20 protein-coding genes and 1 pseudogene are annotated in these 18,927 nt (G+C 67.3%); 15 read left to right on the top strand and 6 right to left on the bottom strand.

Annotated elements, in window-relative coordinates; genetic code table 11:
• Window positions 1-38: 38 nt before the first annotated feature.
• From ABIB42_RS01705 to ABIB42_RS01695, 3 genes are read left to right on the top strand one after another with little or no spacing between them, the layout of a single operon-like run.
• Entirely contained in the window at window positions 39-467 is a 429-nt protein-coding gene (locus ABIB42_RS01705) for an NfeD family protein (RefSeq protein ID WP_071362490.1), read from the top strand.
• Between the two features lie 25 nt (window positions 468-492).
• Complete coding sequence (locus ABIB42_RS01700; protein ID WP_429247783.1) at window positions 493-1,413, top strand: SPFH domain-containing protein; 921 nt, start codon at window positions 493-495, stop codon at window positions 1,411-1,413.
• On the top strand, window positions 1,410-2,219 hold the full coding sequence (locus tag ABIB42_RS01695) for an SDR family oxidoreductase (protein WP_429247782.1): 810 nt from the start codon (window positions 1,410-1,412) through the stop codon (window positions 2,217-2,219). The genes ABIB42_RS01700 and ABIB42_RS01695 overlap by 4 nt, the downstream gene beginning before the upstream one ends.
• A gap of 7 nt (window positions 2,220-2,226) precedes the next feature.
• Here ABIB42_RS01695 and ABIB42_RS01690 read toward each other — a convergent pair whose 3' ends face one another.
• Entirely contained in the window at window positions 2,227-4,419 is a 2,193-nt protein-coding gene (locus ABIB42_RS01690; RefSeq protein WP_429247781.1) for a TonB-dependent receptor, read from the bottom strand.
• Window positions 4,420-4,540: 121 nt separating this feature from the next.
• Between ABIB42_RS01690 and ABIB42_RS01685 the strand changes: the two genes are divergently transcribed.
• The 3 genes from ABIB42_RS01685 to ABIB42_RS01675 all read left to right on the top strand — a co-directional run bounded on the left by ABIB42_RS01685 (window position 4,541) and on the right by ABIB42_RS01675 (window position 7,501).
• Window positions 4,541-5,725 carry a PepSY-associated TM helix domain-containing protein gene (locus ABIB42_RS01685; protein WP_005667694.1) on the top strand — a complete coding sequence of 395 codons (1,185 nt, stop codon included), beginning with the start codon at window positions 4,541-4,543 and terminating at the stop codon, window positions 5,723-5,725.
• Window positions 5,722-5,913 carry a hypothetical protein gene (locus ABIB42_RS01680; RefSeq protein WP_051205098.1) on the top strand — a complete coding sequence of 64 codons (192 nt, stop codon included), beginning with the start codon at window positions 5,722-5,724 and terminating at the stop codon, window positions 5,911-5,913. Before ABIB42_RS01685 ends, ABIB42_RS01680 begins: the two co-directional genes overlap by 4 nt.
• A 139-nt stretch (window positions 5,914-6,052) precedes the next feature.
• Window positions 6,053-7,501, top strand: a complete 1,449-nt coding sequence (locus ABIB42_RS01675; RefSeq protein ID WP_429247780.1) for a Ppx/GppA phosphatase family protein — start codon at window positions 6,053-6,055, stop codon at window positions 7,499-7,501.
• Between the two features lie 8 nt (window positions 7,502-7,509).
• Here ABIB42_RS01675 and ABIB42_RS01670 read toward each other — a convergent pair whose 3' ends face one another.
• Together ABIB42_RS01670 and ppk1 are read right to left on the bottom strand one after the other, a co-directional pair.
• Window positions 7,510-7,968 (bottom strand): SixA phosphatase family protein, encoded by a 459-nt coding sequence (locus ABIB42_RS01670; RefSeq protein ID WP_429247779.1) that lies wholly within the window; start codon window positions 7,966-7,968, stop codon window positions 7,510-7,512.
• On the bottom strand, window positions 7,940-10,102 hold the full coding sequence (gene ppk1, locus ABIB42_RS01665; RefSeq protein WP_005667686.1) for a polyphosphate kinase 1: 2,163 nt from the start codon (window positions 10,100-10,102) through the stop codon (window positions 7,940-7,942). The genes ABIB42_RS01670 and ppk1 overlap by 29 nt, the downstream gene beginning before the upstream one ends.
• Before the next feature lie 125 nt (window positions 10,103-10,227).
• On the opposite strand from ppk1, the pseudogene lepB (ABIB42_RS01660) reads away from it, so the two are divergent.
• The 5 genes and pseudogenes from lepB (ABIB42_RS01660) to ABIB42_RS01640 form a co-directional block, all read left to right on the top strand.
• Window positions 10,228-10,575 (top strand): annotated as a pseudogene (gene lepB / locus ABIB42_RS01660) (signal peptidase I); the annotation flags it as partial.
• 10 nt (window positions 10,576-10,585) lie between these two features.
• Window positions 10,586-10,933: a signal peptidase I gene (gene lepB / locus ABIB42_RS01655; RefSeq protein ID WP_307160572.1), complete on the top strand. Its 348-nt coding sequence runs from the start codon at window positions 10,586-10,588 to the stop codon at window positions 10,931-10,933.
• Between the two features lie 87 nt (window positions 10,934-11,020).
• Window positions 11,021-12,214, top strand: coding sequence for a multidrug effflux MFS transporter (locus ABIB42_RS01650; RefSeq protein ID WP_005667682.1), 1,194 nt, complete (start codon window positions 11,021-11,023; stop codon window positions 12,212-12,214).
• A 3-nt stretch (window positions 12,215-12,217) separates the two neighbouring features.
• Window positions 12,218-13,423 (top strand): hypothetical protein, encoded by a 1,206-nt coding sequence (locus ABIB42_RS01645; RefSeq protein ID WP_313634276.1) that lies wholly within the window; start codon window positions 12,218-12,220, stop codon window positions 13,421-13,423.
• 9 nt (window positions 13,424-13,432) lie between these two features.
• Window positions 13,433-14,059, top strand: a complete 627-nt coding sequence (locus ABIB42_RS01640) for an ABC transporter ATP-binding protein (protein ID WP_184235671.1) — start codon at window positions 13,433-13,435, stop codon at window positions 14,057-14,059.
• Here ABIB42_RS01640 and smpB read toward each other — a convergent pair whose 3' ends face one another.
• Window positions 14,060-14,509 (bottom strand): SsrA-binding protein SmpB, encoded by a 450-nt coding sequence (gene smpB / locus ABIB42_RS01635; protein WP_005667675.1) that lies wholly within the window; start codon window positions 14,507-14,509, stop codon window positions 14,060-14,062. It lies immediately after the preceding gene.
• A gap of 94 nt (window positions 14,510-14,603) precedes the next feature.
• On the opposite strand from smpB, the gene ABIB42_RS01630 reads away from it, so the two are divergent.
• Both ABIB42_RS01630 and ABIB42_RS01625 read left to right on the top strand, forming a co-directional pair.
• Window positions 14,604-15,035 carry a type II toxin-antitoxin system RatA family toxin gene (locus ABIB42_RS01630; RefSeq protein WP_005667673.1) on the top strand — a complete coding sequence of 144 codons (432 nt, stop codon included), beginning with the start codon at window positions 14,604-14,606 and terminating at the stop codon, window positions 15,033-15,035.
• Entirely contained in the window at window positions 15,028-15,339 is a 312-nt protein-coding gene (locus ABIB42_RS01625; protein ID WP_005667670.1) for an RnfH family protein, read from the top strand. The genes ABIB42_RS01630 and ABIB42_RS01625 overlap by 8 nt, the downstream gene beginning before the upstream one ends.
• A gap of 24 nt (window positions 15,340-15,363) precedes the next feature.
• Here the strand turns inward: ABIB42_RS01625 and ABIB42_RS01620 are convergent, their stop codons facing one another.
• The gene (locus ABIB42_RS01620; RefSeq protein WP_157225580.1) at window positions 15,364-15,624 is read right to left on the bottom strand and encodes a hypothetical protein; all 261 of its coding nucleotides are present in this window, start codon (window positions 15,622-15,624) and stop codon (window positions 15,364-15,366) included.
• Here ABIB42_RS01620 and ABIB42_RS01615 point away from each other — a divergent pair.
• Entirely contained in the window at window positions 15,623-16,753 is a 1,131-nt protein-coding gene (locus tag ABIB42_RS01615) for a GGDEF domain-containing protein (RefSeq protein WP_157225579.1), read from the top strand. The two genes, ABIB42_RS01620 and ABIB42_RS01615, sit on opposite strands and share 2 nt — an antisense overlap.
• Here the strand turns inward: ABIB42_RS01615 and ABIB42_RS01610 are convergent.
• On the bottom strand, window positions 16,725-17,237 hold the full coding sequence (locus ABIB42_RS01610; protein WP_429247778.1) for a DUF4124 domain-containing protein: 513 nt from the start codon (window positions 17,235-17,237) through the stop codon (window positions 16,725-16,727). The genes ABIB42_RS01615 and ABIB42_RS01610 overlap by 29 nt on opposite strands.
• A 151-nt stretch (window positions 17,238-17,388) precedes the next feature.
• On the opposite strand from ABIB42_RS01610, the gene guaB reads away from it, so the two are divergent.
• Window positions 17,389-18,849, top strand: coding sequence for an IMP dehydrogenase (gene guaB / locus ABIB42_RS01605; protein WP_005667665.1), 1,461 nt, complete (start codon window positions 17,389-17,391; stop codon window positions 18,847-18,849).
• The last annotated feature ends 78 nt before the right edge of the window (window positions 18,850-18,927 follow it).

Below are 18,927 nucleotides of genomic sequence, written 5' to 3'. Positions count from 1 at the left end.
AGGGTTTTTTCATTCCATGACAAGAAGGAGACTCCGACATGTCCGACTGGACGTACTGGCTCATCGGCGCCGGCATCCTGATCGTCGCCGAGCTGTTCATCGGCACCTTCTACCTGTTGATGATCGCCGTCGGCCTCCTGTGCGGCGCCGGCGCCGCCTGGCTGGGCGCCAGCGGCCCGCAGCAGACGCTGGCGGCGGCGCTCGTCGGCATCGGCGCCACCATGATCCTGCGCCGCACCCGCTACGCGCGGCACGGACGCGGCCAGGCCGCGAACGACCCCAGCATCAACCTCGACATCGGCCAGCGCGTCACTGTGCCGCAGTGGCAGGAGCGGCGCGCGCGCGTCATGTACCGCGGCGCGCTGTGGGACGTCGAGCTGCGCGCCGGCCTGGAGCCGGAGCCGGGCGACTTCGAGATCGTCGAGGTCCAGGGCAACCGCCTGATCGTCGCGCGCCGCCAGGCCTAGAACAATCACAACAGGAGGGATGCACATGGAACTGTCTTTCAGCGTGGTCGCGATCGTGATCTTCGCCATCGCCCTGGTCTTCGTGTTCAAGACCATCAACGTGGTGCCGCAACAGAACGCGTGGGTGGTCGAGCGGCTCGGCAAATACCACGCCACCCTGGCCCCCGGCCTGAACATCGTGGTGCCCTTCGTCGACCGCATCGCCTACAAGCACAGCCTGAAGGAGATCCCCCTCGACGTGCCGCCCCAGGTCTGCATCACGCGCGACAATACCCAGCTGCACGTGGACGGCATCCTGTATTTCCAGGTGACCGACGCCATGCGCGCCTCCTACGGCTCGTCGAACTACATCCAGGCCATCACGCAACTGGCCCAGACCACCCTGCGCTCGGTGATCGGCCGCATGGAGCTCGACAAGACCTTCGAGGAGCGCGACCTGATCAACACCCACATCGTGAACGCGATCGACGAGTCGGCCGCCAACTGGGGCGTCAAGGTGCTGCGCTACGAGATCAAGGACCTGACGCCGCCGGCCGAGATCCTGCTGGCGATGCAGGCCCAGATCACGGCCGAGCGCGAGAAACGCGCGCTGATCGCGGCCTCGGAAGGCCGGCGCCAGGAGCAGATCAACATCGCCAGCGGCGAGCGCGAGGCGGCCATCGCGCGCTCCGAGGGCGAGAAGCAGGCCGAGATCAACCGCGCCATGGGCGAGGCGGCCGCCATCGTGGCGCTGGCCGACGCCAGCGCATCGGCGCTGCGCCAGGTGGGCGAGGCAATCGCTTCGCCAGGCGGCATAGACGCGGTCAGCCTGCGCGTGGCCGAGCACTACGTGGACGCGTTCGCGAACCTGGCCAAGACCAACAACACCCTGATCGTGCCGGCCAACCTGGGCGATATGAGCACCGTGATCGCCAGCGCGCTGCAGATCGTGAAGGCGCAGAAATGAGCCGGGCCATCGTCATCACCGGCGGCTCGGACGGCATCGGCGCCGAAATGGCGCGCCAGCTCGCGGCCCGCCACGGCGCCGGGGTCAGGCTCGTGCTGGCCGCGCGCAACCAGGGGCCGCTCGACCTGGTCGCCGGCCAGTGCCAGGCGCTCGGCGCCGACACGCTCACGGTGGCCTTCGACGCCGGCCGCCAGTACGATTGCCTGCGCCTGATCGCGCAGGCGGTCGAACGCTTCGGGCGCATCGACGTGCTGGTCAACAATGCCGGCCGTTCGGCGCACGCCCTGTTCGAAGAAGTCGAGAGCCTGGCCTGGTACGAAGAGCTGATGCGCGTGAACCTGTGGGGCAGCGTCTGGTGCATCCAGGCCGCGTTGCCGCACCTGAAGGCGAGCCGCGGCGCCATCGTGGCGGTGTCGTCGCTGGCAGGCCTGGTCGGGGTGCCGGGACGCACCGCGTATTGCGCCACCAAGTTCGCGATGAGCGGCTTCTTCGAAGCGCTGCGGGTCGAACTGAAGGAGGCGGGCGTCAGCGTGACCACCGCCTATCCGGGCGTGGTGGCCACGCGCATCCGCTACCGCGGTTTCAACGCCAGGGGAGAAGAGGCCGGCGCCAGCGCGCTCAGGGAAGAGAAGGCGATGCCGGTGGAGGAGTGCGCGCGCCTGATCGTCAAGGCGATGGAGGCGCGCCAGCGCGAGGTGGTGATGACGGCGCAGGGCAGGATCGGGCGCTGGCTCAAGCTGATCGCGCCCGGCCTGGTCGACAGGATGGCGCTGGCCGCCGTGAAGGACGACCTGCGCCTGCCATGAATTCGGTTCAGAATCCGACCGTCGCCGACACCACCACGCTGCGCGGCGCCGCCAGCACCAGGTAGCCCGCGCCCGGATAACCGCCGGCCGAGGCCCAGTAATTCTTGTCCGTGACATTGTCCACGCGCGCGCGCAGTGTCAGGTCGCGGTCCATGAAGCGGGTGTTCCAGGTCGCGCCCAGGTCCAGGCGGGTCCACGACGGCAGCTTCTGCAGATTGGCGCCGTCGGCATACTGCTTCGAGGTGTACACGGTGCGCGCGTTCAGCGACACGCCGTCCACGCCCGGTACCATCCAGTCGGCGCCGATGTTGAGCTGCGTTTGCGGCACGCCGATCGCGTCCTTGCCCTGGTTCACGCCGCCGGCCGTCACACGCTGCTCGGCGTCGATCAGGGTCAGGCCGCCCAGCAGCTTCAGGCCGCGCACCGGATTGCCGAACACCGACAGCTCGAGGCCGCGATTGCGCTGCTCGCCGAACACGCCGAACACGCGGTTCTCGACGTAGGCGCTCGGCTGGCTGGTCGAGAACACGGCCGCGGTCAGGCCGTAGCGGCCGCTGTCGTACTTGACGCCCGCTTCACGCTGGCGCGCGACGTAAGGCGCGAAGATCTCGCCCTGGTTGACGATGTCGGTGCCCGAGGCGACCGGGCCGCGCTGCAGGCCTTCGCTGTAGTTGGCATACAGCGACAGGTCCTTGCGCGGCTTGTAGACGATGGCGGCGAACGGCGTGTTCTTGCTCGATTCGTAGCCCGAATTCTCCAGCCCGGTGTTGTAGTCGTAGCCGAAGTCCTTGATGCGCTGGTGGCGCAGGCCGACATTGACCAGCACCTTGTCGTCCATGAACGACATGGTGTCGGCGATCGCCAGGCCCGACAGGATGGTCTTGGAGGTCACCAGCGGATCGTTCATGTCGCCGCCGGTGAAGAAGGTCGACGACGGCGCCGCCACGTCGCGCGGGCGGTACAGGTTCGACGCGAAGCCGGCGAAATCGGACATGCCATAGGCATTGCGCGACTTGGAATGGAAGCCCGAGGCCGATGCGCTCAGCACGTGCTTGACGAAGCCCGTGCGCAGTGAGCCGCGCACGCCCACTTCGCCGGTGCGCACCTGGTCCTTGCGGATATTATCGAAGCGGCTCATGGTGGCGTCGCCATCGACGGCGTTGACGTCGATGCCGGCCAGGATGTTGAATTCCTGGCCGTTGCGCAGGCCAGCCGCCGCCCACGCGACCGCGTCGGCGCCCAGGTCGACCTCGGCGCGCACGGTGCCGAAGGTATGGCGTTCGTTCGAGATGGTCCACGGCTGGGCGAAGTTGTGGCTCGCATCCGGCGCCGCGATCATCGGCAGGCCGGCGGCCAGGTCGACGCTCGGACGGGCATTGGTCAGCTGGTGGTCCTGCGCGCCGACGTCGGCCGACAGGCGGTAGCCGCGGCCGCGGTAGTCGACGCCGATCGAGTACACGGACAGTTCGCGTTCTTCGCGGTCGACCGCGGTGTCGCCGTTGCGGTGCGCCACGTTGACGCGCACGCCGGCGCGGCCTTCCTCGCCGAAGCGGCGGCCCAGGTCGATCGCGCCATAGCCCTGGCCGCCGGTCTCGACGCCCACGGTGACTTCGCTCAGTTCCTGGTTCGGGGCGCGCTTGGGCAGGATGTTGATCGAGCCGCCGATGCTGCCGCCGGCCGGCGCCGCGCCGTTGATGAAGCTGTGCGCGCCGCGCAGCACCTCCACCCGTTCCATCAGCTCGGTCGCCACGAACTGGCGCGGCAGCAGTCCGTACAGGCCGTTATACGCCGTGTCGTCCGAGCCGACCGCGAAGCCGCGGATCATGTACAGCTCCTGGTAATTGCCGAAGCCGCGCGCCACCCGCACCGACGGATCGTTCTGCACCACGTCGGCCACGCTGCGCGCCTGCTGGTCCTGGATCAGCGCATGGGTGTAGTTGGTGCTGTTGAACGGGGTGTCCATGATGTCGACGTTGCCCAGCAGGCCCAGGCGACCGCCGCGCGCCACCTGGCCGCCGGCATACGCGGCCGGCAGGCCCTGGGCCGAGGCATCGGCCGATGCGGTCACGACCACGGTCGAGATCTTCTCGTCGGCTGGCGATTCGGCCTGCTGGGCGAACGCGGTGCTGGAGACGAAGAGGGCGGCGGCCAGCGCGACCGGGGTCGGGCTCAGTTTCAAGGTCGGGAGGAGGGTGTCCATGTGTCTTGCTCTTTTTATGCGTTAAAAGTAACGCGCATTCTATGCCTGATGCTTGCATCTGTAAATGAGAACGATTATTATTCATGGTCTGTATCTCTAGCTATAATGCATACCCAATAACATGTCACCCGTTTCCCTGCGTCGCTGGGGCTGGATCCACAAGTGGTCCAGCCTGGTCTGCACCATCTTCATGCTGCTGCTGTGCCTGACCGGCCTGCCGCTGATCTACCACCATGAGATCGGCCACCTGCTGGGCAACGAGGTCGAGCCGCCGGTGCTGTCGCAACCGACGCCGATGGGCAACGTCGACGCGGTGATCGCCTCGGCCAAGGAGCTGTACCCGACCAAGAAGCCGATGTTCATCTCGCAAGAGGCGGACGTGCCCGAGATCTGGAACGTGACCCTGGCCGACCACATGCACGACCACGACTACAAGCCGATCGCCGTCGATGCGCGCACCACGGAGGTGATCGAAGAGCCGGCCTTCGAGGGCGGCGTGTTCATGTCGACCATGCTGGCGCTGCACGTCGACCTGTTCATGGGCCTGGCCGGCCAACTGTTCCTGGGGTTGATGGCCCTGTTGCTTCTGGTCGCGATCGTCAGCGGCGCGGTCCTGTACTCGCCGTTCATGCGCAAGCTCGACTTCGGCACCGTGCGCAAGGAGAGAAGCAGCCGCCTCAAATGGCTCGACATGCACAACCTGCTGGGCATCGTCACGCTCACCTGGCTGTTCGTGGTCGGCGGCACCGGCATGATCAATACCTGGGCCGACCTGATGCTCAAGTATTACCAGCACAATGAGCTGAGCGAGATCCTGGCCCAGTACAAGGACAAGGCGCCGCAGCCGCACACCGCCTCGGTGCACGACGCGATCGAAAAGGCCAAGGAGCGCCTGCCGGGCATGCGGGTCGCCTTCGTGGCCTTCCCGGGCACCGATTTCAGCAGCGCCCACCACTACGGCATCTTCATGAACGGCAACGAGCCGTTCAGCTCGCGCATGTACCAGCCGGTGCTGGTCGACGCCCATACCGGCGAACTCACCGACGCGCCCGAACTGCCGTGGTACCTGAAGGCGCTGCTGGTGTCGCAACCGCTGCACTTCGGCGACTACGGCGGCCAGTGGATGAAGTTCCTGTGGGCGGTGCTCGACATCGCGACCATCGTGATCCTGGTGACGGGCCTGTACCTGTGGGTCAAGCGCGGCAAGACCGCCAACGCGTCGGCCAAGGCCGCGGCCCTCGACAAGCACGCGCCGGCCCGCGGCATCGATGCGCCGGCGCTGGCGCGCGAGGGGAGCGCATCGTGAGCCGCACGCCGATGCAAATCTGGGGCGCGCCGATCGTGCTGGCCATCCTCACCACCATCGGCCTGATCTCGGCCCTGCTGGGCGACGGCATCTGGGACGCCCTGTCCGCCGTCACGCTCGGCATTCCCTGCCTGGTCGGCGCCTGGCACTGCCTGCGCCGCCGTCCGGCCGTCCGCCAGCGCGGCTGAACGGCCGCATCGTACAACCCCCGGCGCACTTTTCGCGCGCCGGGGTTGGTGGCGACCCGCGCCACGCTGTATACTTGGCCCTGCCGATCCCGCGCAGCATGAGCTGGCCGCGGGATTCGTCCATTTTCGAAAGGGCCTCATGTTTGCAGCAGTCGACCTCGGGTCCAACAGCTTCCGCCTGCACATCGGCGAGCCGCTCGGCGCCCGCATGCACATCGTGCGCACCGCGCGCGATCCGATCCGCCTGGCGGCGGGACTCGATAGTCACGACATGCTCACCGAGGCCGCGATGCGCGCCGCCATCGCCTGCCTGCACGACTTCCGCAAGATCCTCGACGAATACCACCTCGACGCCGTGCGCGTGGTCGCCACCAACACCATGCGCGTGGCGAAGAACGCCGACCAGCTGCTGCCGCAGCTCGAGGCGGCGATCGGGTATCCGATCGAGATCATCTCGGGCGAGGAAGAGGGCCGCCTGATCTACATGGGCGTGACGCGCGCCATCGAGCGCCAGGACGAGCGGCGGCTGGTGATCGACATCGGCGGCGGCTCGACCGAGGTCATCGCCGGCAGCGGCGCCGAGATCCACCTGGTCGAGTCGTTCGGCATCGGCACCCAGCCGCAGGTGCGCGCCTATTTCCCCGACGGCCGCATCAGCGCGCGCAATTTCGACGCCGCCGTCACCGCGGCGCGCGCCCGCTTCGAAGACGCCGCCTCGCTGTACCACGCCCAGGGCTGGGACGCCGCCTACGGCTCATCCGGCACCATGCGCGCCATTTCGGAAGTCATCGGCCGCAACGCGATCGGCGACGGCACGGTGTCGCAGGCCAGCCTGCATGCCTTGCGCGACATCCTGATCGAGCTGGGCCACGTGGACGCCTTTCTGCTTGCGGGCGTCAAGCGCGACCGCGTGCCGGTGATGGTGGGCGGCCTGACGGTGCTCATCGGCGCCATGCAGGAGCTGAAGGTCGAGCGCCTGCAGGCGGTCAATGCCGGGCTGCGCCTGGGCGTGCTGTCCGATCTCGAGCTGCGCGCCAACCGGCGCGACCGGCGCGACGCCGCGATCCGCTCCTGCATGCAGCGCTTCCGGGTCGACACCCAGCGCGCGCTGCGCACCTGCGGCATCGCGACCCTGCTGTACGAACGCCTGCAGCCGCAGGCCGACAGCCAGCCGCACTACCTGGCCTGGAGCGCCATGCTGCACGAGATCGGCCTGGCCATCTCGATGAGCGGGGCCCACAAGCACGGCGCCTACATCGTCGAGCACGCCGACCTGGGCGGCTTCACCACGCGCGAGCAGCGCCTGCTGGCGACCCTGGTGCTGGGACAGAAGGGCAATCTGCGCAAGATCCGCGAGGCGCTGGTCGAGCCCGACCTGGCCAAGGCGGTGCTGGCGCTGCGCCTGGCGGTGGTGTTCATGCATGCGCGCGCCGACAACGACATCGGCGGCCTGCGCCTGCGCATGAAGGGCAAGATCGAGATCGAGCTGCCGCCGGAACTGCTGGCGCGGCATCCGACGCTGGCGCCGTGGTTCGAGAAGGAAGAATGCAGCTGGAACGAAGTCGGCATCGGCTTCCAGGTGCGCTAGCGTTTCTTCTAACGCAGCTTGCCGATCACGTCCGGCCCCGCCACCAGCCGGATATACGGCACGCCATCCGGCTCCTTGTGCTCGATCCAGAACACGCCCGCCTTGCGGATGCGCCAATCCTGCTTGTTCCCGCACAGCGCCATCGACGCCACCTGGCCCAGCAGCGGCTGGTGGCCGACGATCAGCGCCGGCTGGCGGTGCTCGGGCCAGCCGCAGGCGGCGATGATCGCTTCCGCGCTCGACCCGGTGTTCAGCGCCTCGACCACTTCGTAGCGCCGCCCCAGCGCTTCCACCGTCTGGATGCAGCGCGTGGCCGGGCTCACCAGGATGCGGCAGGCCGGGGGCAGCTTGCGATCCAGCCAGGCGCCCATGCGCGCGGCGTGGCGTTGGCCCTTGGGCGTGAGCGCGCGTGCGGCGTCCGGCTCTCCCGGCTCGGCCTCAGCGTGGCGCCACAGGATCAGTTCCATTGTCGATCTCCTTGTCGTTGGTGTCGTTGGCGAGGCTGGCCGCGCCGAGCATGTCCATCAGCACCTGCTGCGCGCTGTACTGGCCCTGCTTGCCGCGCGCCTTGCGGCGGCGATAGCGGCCGTCGGGCGCCAGCTCCCAGGCGTTGACGTTGTCCTTCAGGTAGGGGTGCAGGCCCTCGCGCATCACGCGCCGCTTGAGCGCGGTCGAGCGGATCGGGAATGCCACTTCGACCCGGCGGAACAGGTTGCGGTTCATCCAGTCGGCGCTGCTGAGCACCACGTCGTGCTTCAGGTCGTTGCGGAAATAGAAGATGCGGGTGTGCTCCAGGAAGCGGCCGACGATCGAACGCACCTTGATGTTGTCCGACAGGCCGTCCACGCCCGGCCGCAGCGAACAGGCGCCGCGCACGATGAGGTCGATCCTGACGCCGGCCTGCGAGGCCTCGTACAGGGCCTTGATCACCGACTCGTCGGTGAGCGAATTCATCTTGGCGATGATGCGTCCCGGGCGGCCCTGGCGCGCGATCTCGGCTTCCTGGCGGATCGCGCGCACGATCTCCTTCTGCAGCGAGAACGGCGCCAGCCAGATGCTCGACAGCTGCTTGGGCCGGGTCAGGCTGGTGAGGTGGATGAAGACTTCGTTGACGTCGGCGGTGAGTTCCGGGTCGGCCGTCAGCAGCCCCATGTCGGTATAGAACCTGGCGGTGGTCGGGTTGTAGTTGCCGGTGCCGAGGTGGGCGTAGCGGCGCAGTCCATTCGGCTCGCGCCGCAGCACGAGGGCCATCTTGGCATGGGTCTTGAGGCCCACCACGCCGTACACCACCTGGGCCCCGGCCTGCTCGAGCTTCTCGGCCCAGTTGATGTTGGCTTCCTCGTCGAAGCGCGCCATCAGCTCGACGATGACGGTGACTTCCTTGCCGCTGCGCGCGGCCGCGATCAGGGCGTCGACCAGTTCCGAATTGCTGCCGGCGCGGTAGATGGTCTGCTTGATCGCCACCACGTTCGGATCGGCCGCCGCGCACTGGATGAAATTGATCACCGGCTGGAACGATTCGAATGGATGGTGCAGCAGCGCGTCGTGCTTGCGCAGGGAGGCGAACAGGTCGGGTCCGGCAAGCTTGTTCGGGTAGCCCGCGACATAGGGCGCGAAGGTCAGGTCGGGCCGGTCGTTGCTGTTGACGATTTCCAGCAGGCGGCTCAGGTTGACCGGTCCATCGACCTTGAACAGGCGGCTGCGGTCGATCTGGAACTGGTTGAGCAGGAAGTCCGACAGGTGCTCGGGGCAGGAGCGGCCCACCTCGAGGCGCACCGCGAAGCCGTACTGGCGGCTGTGCAACTCGCTCTGCAGCGCCTGGCGCAGGTTCTTGACTTCTTCTTCGTCGACCCACAGGTCGCTGTTGCGGGTGACGCGGAACTGCGAGTACGAGACCACATCGCGGCCGGTGAACAGGTCGGCCATGTGGGCCTGGATCACCGACGACAGCATGCAGTAGGAGGCGCCTTTCTTGTCCGAGAGCTCGTCCGGCAGCCGGATCACGCGCGGCAGCACGCGCGGCGCCTTCATGATCGCGATGCCCGAACCGCGCCCGAACGCGTCCTTGCCGGCGAGTTCCACGATGAAGTTCAGGCTCTTGTTGACGACGCGCGGGAAGGGGTGGGCAGGGTCGAGGCCGATCGGCGTGAGCAGCGGGCGCACTTCGCGGTCGAAATACTGCTTGACCCAGGCGCGCTGGGCGGCGTTGCGCTCGCTGCGGTGCAGCAGGTGGATGCCGTGCTCGGACAGCTGCGGCTGGATCTCGCTATTGAACAGGCTGTACTGGCGCGCGATCAGGTGGCGGCATTCGGCGCTCGCGCGTTCCAGGTTGGCGGCCAGGCCGTCGGGCAGGGCGCCGCTGGCGCGGTCGAGCTGGTGCTGGGCCAGCAGGCTGGCCACCCGCACTTCGAAGAATTCGTCCAGGTTGCTCGCCACGATGCACAGGAAGCGCAGGCGTTCGAGCAGGGGAATCGACGGGTCTTCGGCCTGGGCCAGCACGCGGCGGTTGAATTCGAGCAGCGACAGTTCGCGGTTCAGGTAGGCGCCGCCGTCGGAAAATTGTTTGAGCTCAGCCTCAATGGCCTTTTTCTTCATGTCCATATTTTGCGGTCGTAGTCGTCCCGCAGGCAGTGTAGATGTCAAATATGACAGCCCGGTGACACTTGCGCCGCCGACGCCGCCGTTTTCTTAATGAACTGCTAAGCCTCCGTTCGGAGGCGGCGGCTATGCTTGGCGCTCCAGTCACCGAGGAGTCGTCCATGAAAAACTTCGTCCGCGCCAACAAGGGCTTCCTGATGTTCCTGCTGTTGTTCGGCGTGTTCCGCAGCGCGGTGGCCGACTGGAGCCCGATCCCGAGCGGTTCGATGCGCCCCAATCTGCTGGAGGGCGACGTGGTCCTGATCAACCGCATGGCCTTCGACCTCAAGATACCATTGACCGAGGTGAGCGTGGCGCACCTGGGCGAGCCGGCGCGCGGCGACATGGTCGTGTTTCACTCGCCGCATGACGGCACGCGCCTGATCAAGCGCGTGCTGGCGCTGCCGGGCGACCTGGTCGAGATGCGGGGCGACCGGCTGTTCATCAATGGCGAAGGCGCCAGTTATGCGCCGCTGGGCGAGGCGCGCGAGCGCAGCCGCGGCCTCGAGGTCGGCGCCATCCGGCTGGAAGAGCAGGTGGCGGGCACGCCAGCGCATCCAGGTCTTGCCGGGCGTGCCGGCGCCGCGCAGCTTCGATCCGCTGCGGATCCCGCCCGGCCAGTACCTGATGTTGGGCGACAACCGCAACGACAGCGCCGATTCGCGCGTGATCGGCCTGGTGCCGCGCGAGAAGCTGGTCGGCCGCGCCGAGCGGATCCTGGTGTCGGCCGCCTACCAGGAAAACTGGATGCCGCGCCTGGACCGCTTCGGCATGTCGCTGCGTGAGGATCGGTGAGGATCGGCGGGATCGAAATAGCGTACAATCGCGTCCCCCCGACGCTCGCATCGTGCGGTGTCGGCAACGATCCCGAAAGTGTAGTACATGCAAAAGCTCCTCACCGTCATCCTCGCCTGCCTCGGCATGATCGGCGCCCTGGCCATCGATACCTACCTGCCGTCGATGCCGGCGATCGGCGCCGAATTCGGGGTTGGCCCGGTGGCCGTGCAGCAGACCCTGAGCGTGTTCCTGTTCACGTTCGCCTTCATGATGCTGTTCTACGGGACCCTGTCGGACTCCTTCGGCCGCCGCCCCGTGATCCTGGCCGCGTTGGCGGTCTATACGCTGGCCTCGGTCGGCGCGGCCCTGGCGCCGAGCTTCGGCTGGCTGCTGGTGTTCCGCGCGCTGCAGGGCCTGTCGGCCGGCGCCGGTTCGGTGATCGGCCAGGCGATCGTGCAGGACCGTTTTTCGGGCCCGCAAGCCCAGCGCATGATGTCGCACATCATGATGGTGTTCGGCCTGGCGCCGGCCATCGCCCCGATCCTGGGCGGCTGGCTGCACGTGACCTTCGGCTGGCGCTCGTCCTTCGTGTTCCTGGCCGTGTTCGGGGCGGCGATGATCCTGCTGGTCATGAAGATGCTGCCGGAAAGCCTGCCGGCCGAGAAGCGCCAGGCCTTCCACCCGGGCACCATCGGCCGCAACTACCTGATGGTGCTGCGCAATCCGCAATTCGTGTTCCTGGCGCTGTCGGTGGGCCTGGCCTTCAGCGGCCTGTCGCTCTACATCGGCTCGGCCTCGAACTTCGTGATGGAGATCCTCGGCCTGCCCGAGACCGCGTTCGCGTGGATGTTCATCCCGCTGGTGGGCGGCATGGTGGTGGGCTCGGCCTGGGGCGGCAAGCGCGCCCACAGCTCGACCCCGGGCCGCATGATGTGGACCGGGTACGCCGTGATGGCGCTGGGCGTGGCGCTCAACGTCGGCTATCACGGGCTGTTCCCGGCCAGCGTGCCATGGTCGGTGCTGCCGCTGTTCGTCTACACCTTCGGCCTGGCGGTGGCGATGCCGGCGGTGCAGCTGACCGCGATGGGCCTGTTCCCGCGCAACCGCGGCCTGGCCTCGTCGATGGTCGGCTTCATCCAGATGATGTCGTTCGCGCTGGTGTCGGGCCTGGTGGCGCCGCTGCTGTTCGACAGCGCGCTCAAACTGGGGCTGGGCGTGGCGGGCGGCCTGCTGCTGAGCTTTGGCGCCTGGCGCCTGTCGGTGCGCAGCGCAGTCGCGCCCGCCTTGCCGGGCGCTTGAACGGTGCTGGCGAGTTGGCGCCGCAGGCTGCTGCCGCAACCCTTTCCCGCCCTGTTCGCGCTGCGCCGGCGCTACCTGCGCCAGGAATCGCAGGCACTCTACAAACGCTACGGCCACGCGCTGGGGATCTTCGGCGCCTTCTTTGCGCTGGCGCTGGTCGAACGGCCATCGCTGCTGGCCGCACCGATCCTGCAGTTCTGGCGCGACCCGCTGGCCTGGCGCGACAACCTGGCCTATCTGGTCGGCTGGCTGACGGTCGTGGGCCTGTGGGCGCGCGTGCACCGGAGCTTCGTGCGCGGCGCCGGGTTTGCCGTATTCGCCCGCAGCGCCAGCCATGGCCACTATCTGGCGCCACGACTGGACATGGCGCTGCTGCTGGTGGCCCTGCAGTGGTTCATCGTCCCGTTCGCGATCGCGGCGGGGGTGGTGCTGGCCGCCGGCGCCGGGACCGTCCTGTTCTGGGGCGCTTTCCTGGTGATCCTGCTCCTGACGATCGCCGCGGCGCGCGCCGTGGTGTTCGGGGCAGGGCGCGCATCACGCCTGCGCCTCCTGGCCGTGCCGGCGCTGTTGGCGGCGGCGCCGCTCGCCGATGGCTGGCCGCTCGTGGCCTGCCTGGCGCTGCTGGCGCGCGAGCTGGCGCGGCCGGCGCCGGCGCGCGCGTCGACGCGGCGCGACGATGGCGCCAGCGGACGGCTGCGCGGCCCGGGCCCATGGTTCCTGTTTCAGCTGCATGGCCGCGCCCTGTGGCGCTCCCACCTGCACGTGGCCCTGCCACGCATCGGCGCGGCGTTGTTCCTGCATGCGCTGTGCTGGGCAATGATCCACCTGTTCGGCAAGGAGCAGGATGCTGCGGGCTTCGTCACGCTGGCCTGTTGCGCCAGCGCCTATCTGCTGGCGGGGCTGTACTACGCCTTCTGGCAGGCGCGCCAGCCGCTGCAGCCCTTCCTGCGCAGCCTGCCATTCGGTACTGCCAAGACCATGGTCGCGGAACACCTGGTGGTGCTGGGCGCCGGCGCCGCCGTGTTCGGCCTGGCGTGGCTGGCCCATGCCCAGGTGGCGGACAGCCTCGACGTGGCGACCGTCCTGCTGCGCCGTGCCGGCTGGTCCTTGATGCTTCTCGCGCTGCTCGGCGCGCCGATCCTGCAACGCCACCAGTACGGTGTGGCGATGAAGGTGGCGCTGTGCGCCGCGTCGCTCATATTGATGTAAGGACGATCGATGACCATCCTGCTGGCCGCCGAGGGCCTCGGCATGCGCCATGGCGCACATATACTGTTTGCAAACCTGGAGCTGTCGTTCGGCCCGGGCGCGGTGGCGCTGCTCGGCCGCAACGGCGCCGGCAAGTCGACCTTGTTGACCCTGCTGGCGGGGATCGAGGCGCCGCAAGAGGGGAAGGTCAGGATCTGCGGCCACGACCTCGCCACCGATGGACAGGCGGGCCGCGCGTGCCTCGCCTATGTGCCCGACGAATCGGTGGCTTATGACTTCATGACCGGCGACGAATTCCTGCGCATGGTGCAGGCCCTGCGCGGCGGCCCCGGTCCCGGGACGGCGCTGCTGACCGGGTTCGGGATCGACATCTATCTCGGCCTGCCGTTCGGCGACATGTCGCTCGGCACGCGCAAGAAGTTCATGCTGGTCAGTGGCCTGATGGGCGAGGCCCCGGTGGTGCTGATGGACGAGCCGACGAACGGCATCGATGCCGATGCCAGGGCCTTTCTCGTGGAGCAGATCCGGGCGCAGAGTGGCAGGCGCCTGGTCCTGTTCTCGACCCACGACCGGGAATTGATCGCGGCCGCCGGTGCGCGCGTGCTGGAGCTGCCGGTCCGTGCCCCGCGCGACTGATCAGCGGCGGTTGGTCTTCATCGCCTGGTTGACTTCACGCTTGGCGTCGCGGTCCTTCTCGGTCGCGCGCTTGTCGTGCTGCTTCTTGCCCTTGGCCAGGCCGATTTCGCACTTCACGCGGCCTTTCTTCATGTGCAGGTTGAGCGGCACCAGCGTGAACCCGGCGCGCTCGACCTTGCCGATCAGCTTGTCGATTTCGGCCCGGTGCAGCAGCAGCTTGCGCGAGCGCAGCGCCTCCGGGTGGCTGAAGGTGGAAGTCGTCGTCAACGCACTGACGTGCGCGCCGAACAGGTATAGCTCGCCATTGCGGACGAGCACATAGGCTTCCTTGATCTGCACCCGCCCTTCGCGGATGGCTTTTACTTCCCAACCCTCCAGCACCAGACCCGCTTCGTAGCGGTCTTCGATGAAGTAGTCAAAAAATGCTTTTTTATTGTCAGCGATGCTCATGAAAAGGCGAAAATTCGCGTGTCGGTTAAACTACTGCCATTGCGCCAACAACTGGCGCATGCAAATGACCAACATCATAACAAACGGTTGACCAATGGCAGTAGTGCACAAATCAGTTTTCCTTGGCTATAGCGCAGAACAGATGTTCGACCTGGTCGCCAAGGTCGAGGATTATCCCAAGTTCCTGCCCTGGTGTGCAGGTGTCAAGGTGGTCGAGCGGACCGACGACAAGCTGGTCGCCAGCTTGCAGATCAATTTTCATGGCGTGAAGCAAAGCTTCACGACGTCGAACCACAACCAGCGTCCGACCCAGATGAAGATGCACCTGGTCGACGGTCCTTTCAAGATGCTGGAGGCGACGTGGAGTTTCAAGGCCCTGCGTGAAGACGCCTGCAAGATCGACTTCGACATGCAGTACGAGTTCTCGAGCGTCATCCTGGCCCAGATCGTGGGGCCCGTGTTCGGCATGATCGCCAACAGCATGGTCGACTCGTTCTGCAAGCGCGCCGAGGCGCTGTATGGCTGAGATGCTGGGCATTTCGGTGTGCTATGCCAGCGCCGGGGTCGAGTGGCTGCACCCCATGCGGGTCGAGGCGGGCACGACCATTGGCGAGGCGATCGAGCGCAGCGGCGTCCTGGAAGCCTTCCCGGACATCAACCTGACGACCCAGCCGGTCGGGATCTACGCCAGGAAGAAGACGCTCGACACCGTGCTGCGCGAGCGCGACCGCATCGAGATCTACCGGCCGCTGGTGGCCGATCCCAAGGAGTCGCGCCGCAAGCGCGCGGCCAAGCGCGAGGGCGCGGACAGCGCGAGCGGCGGCGCCTGAGCGTGGCGTCGGAGGCGCAGGGTGTTATTTCTTGCGCAATTGCAACAATTGGATAGATTTCCCGGAGTTTCTTGGTATCATGGCGCCTCCCATGATGCCGGGATGCGCACGCCGTGACTGGCCGGCGCGCATCGTGTCCGGCGTCGACGTGACGCCACGCCGCCTGTGCGCCGCCGCATTTTCATGGCGGCGCTCCGCCTGTCGCACTTCCATTTGCCGTACTGCTGCTCCGATGTTGAATGCCCTGAGTTTGTTATTGGTGACCACCGGCCTGTCGGGGGTCATGTTGCTGGTCCTGTCGTCGCTCGCCAAGAGCGAGGTGGCAGGCATCCGCGAATGGCGCCAGGCGAACCTGCTGGCGGTGGTGGCCTTGCTGCTGTTCGCCGCGCGCGGCGTGGTTCCCGATGTCCTGAGCGTCGAACTGGCCAATGCGCTGTACCTCGGCACGATCACCCTGATCTTCGCCGGCTTCCGGCGTTTTCTCGGGCTGTCGGTGCCATGGCGCCTGTTGGCGGCCGGCGCGCTGGCCGCGATCTCCGGCATTGTCTTCTTTCACCATGTGATTGAATCGGCGGCGCTGCGCATCGTCTCGGTATCGCTCTACCACGGCGCCGTCTGCTTCGCGATCGGGATCACCCTGCGCGCGCCGGGCGAACCGCGGCTGCGCTATTCGTTCACCTTCACCCGTTGCGCCGCCCTGGTGCTGGGCGTGGGCCATGCCTGGCGCGCAGGCTTCTATCTCATCGATTTCTACCGGCCTTATTCGCTGCTCGAAGGAAGCGCCTACAACCTGGCGTTCTTCGCGATCGGCACCCTGGCGCTGCCGGCGTTGACGCTGGGCGCGGTGATGATGGCCAATGCGCGCCTGATCGCCGCCAGCGCCCATGCCGCCGACCACGATCACCTGACCGGGGCCGCCTCGCGTCGCGCCTTCTTCGCCTTCGCCGAGCGCGAGCTGGCGCGCGCCGAGCGCCACGGCAGCGCTCTGGGCCTGCTGCTGGTGGACGCCGACCACTTCAAGCACATCAACGATACCCATGGCCACGGGGTTGGCGACCTGGTGCTGCGCGACCTCGTCGAGCGCACCCAGCAGACGATCCGCAAGATCGATTACTGTGCCCGCCTGGGTGGCGAAGAGTTCGCCGTGCTGTTGCCCGACGCCGACGGCCGCACGGTGCTCTCGGTGGCGCAGCGGCTGCGCGCCGCGCTCGAGCGCGCGCCGCAGGTGGAGGCGGGCGCGGCCGGCGTGTCGTATACGGTCAGCATCGGCGTGGCCATGCTGCGGCCGGGCGAAGGCATCACCAGCCTGATGGCGCGCGCCGATACGGCCCTGTATGCAGCCAAGGCGGGCGGACGCAACCGCGTCGAGGCGGCGCCCGAGCCGGTCAGCGGCAATCTTGCAGAGCCCGCTTAACCTGTTCGCTGCGCGCGGCTTTTTCTTCGTCGCTCATATAGGTTTTCTCACCATCGGGTCCGACCCGCGCGACGCGGATGCCCGAGGCAAGACTGGCCTGCGTCTCGCGCGCCGCGGCGCAATGCTCGGCCAGGCGCCGGCGGCGCTCGGCTTCTTGCCGCGTCTTCTGTTCCTGGTCGGCGCGCGCCTTGCTGCGTTCACGGAAGGCGGCTTCCTGCTCGGCCAGGCTCGGCGGCCTGGCGGCGTCCTTGGTCGCGGCCGGCGTCGCGGCGGCAGTTTCCGATGAGGTCGACGGTTCCAGCGGCGGGCGGCCGGGCGCCTTGAGGATTTTGCTGGCCGGCGTGCCGGGTGGGGGCGGGCGGTCGGCATACTGGCGCGTGCCGTTGGGGCCGATCCAGACGTACTGGGCATGGGCGGCGCTCGCGGCGCACAAGAGCAGGGCGCCGAGGGCGTGTCTGGAAAGGGCGTGGCAAGAAAGCGGCATGACATGGTTCCTGATTGAATCGCGTCGATTTCGCCATGTCCTGGCTCGGCTGTCAATTGGCGGGCGCACCGTGCGAAAGAAATTTTGGCCTGCCCGGCGACGGAAATGGAGAGTTTCTGTATAATTTGCTTTTGCGCCTATAGGAAATACTATGCGTCTCCTCCAAAAAGCACTCACCTTCGATGACGTGCTGCTCGTCCCGGCCTACTCCAACGTCCTCCCGGCCCAAACCTCCCTGCGTACCAAGCTGACCCGGAACATCACGCTGAACATTCCGCTGCTGTCGGCGGCCATGGACACCGTCACCGAATCGCGCCTGGCGATCGCCATGGCGCAAGAGGGCGGCATCGGCATCATCCACAAGAACCTGCGCCCGGCCGACCAGGCGCGCGAAGTGGCGCGAGTAAAACGTTTCGAAGCCGGCGTGCTGCGCGACCCGATCACGATCCCGCCGACCATGAAGATCCGTGAAGTGCTGGCGCTCTCGCAGCAGCACGGCATCAGCGGCTTCCCGGTGGTCGAGGGCAGTCAGGTGGTGGGCATCATCACCAACCGCGACCTACGTTTCGAGGAAGACCTGGAGGCCGAGGCGCGCGCCAAGATGACGCCGCGCGACAAGCTGGTGACCGTGAAGGAGGACGCGGACACGGCCGAAGCCAAGCGCCTGATGAACAAGCACCGCCTGGAGCGCGTGCTGGTGGTCAACGACGACTTCGAGCTGCGCGGCCTGATCACCGTGAAAGACATTCAAAAGTCGCACGAGCACCCGCTGGCCTCGAAGGATTCGCAGGGCAAGCTGCTGGTCGGCGCCGCCACCGGCGTGGGCCCGCGCGACGAGGAGCGCATCGAACTGCTGGTCGCCGCCGGCGTGGACGTGCTGGTGGTCGACACCGCCCACGGTCATTCGCAGGGCATCCTGGACCGCGTGAAATGGATCAAGGAGCGCTTCCCGCACGTGGACGTCATCGGCGGCAACATCGCCACCGCCGCCGCCGCGCTGGCGCTGGTGGAAGCGGGCGCCGACGCGGTCAAGGTCGGCATCGGCCCCGGCTCGATCTGCACTACCCGTATCGTCGCCGGCGTCGGCGTGCCGCAGATCACCGCGATCTCCAATGTGGCCAAGGCCCTGGAAGGCACTGGCGTGCCGTGCATCGCCGACGGCGGCATCCGCTTCTCGGGCGACATCTCGAAGGCGCTGGCAGCCGGCGCCCACACGGTCATGATGGGCTCGATGTTCGCCGGCACCGAAGAAGCGCCGGGCGAAGTGATCCTGTATCAGGGCCGCAGCTACAAATCCTACCGTGGCATGGGCAGCCTGGGCGCGATGGCCGACGGTTCGGCCGACCGCTACTTCCAGGAAGCCTCGAGCAAGGCCGACAAGTTCGTCCCGGAAGGCATCGAAGGCCGCGTTGCCTACAAGGGCAGCGTGCTGGCGATCATCTTCCAGCTGATCGGCGGCGTGCGCCAGTCGATGGGCTACTGCGGCTGCGCCACCATCGAAGAGCTGCGCGAAAAGGCGGAGTTCGTCGAGATCACCTCGGCCGGCATGCGCGAATCGCATGTGCACGACGTGCAGATCACCAAGGAAGCGCCGAACTACCGTTCGGAATAAGCCATACCGGGCGGTCGCCTGGCGGCCGCTGTGGGGTGGACGGCGTTGCCGTCCACGCGTTCAACCATCGCTCGCGTT

The sequence above is a fragment of the Massilia sp. UYP32 genome, assembly GCF_050434365.1.
GTDB lineage: Bacteria > Pseudomonadota > Gammaproteobacteria > Burkholderiales > Burkholderiaceae_D > Telluria > Telluria timonae.
This window is presented reverse-complemented; position numbering and strand designations above follow the sequence as displayed.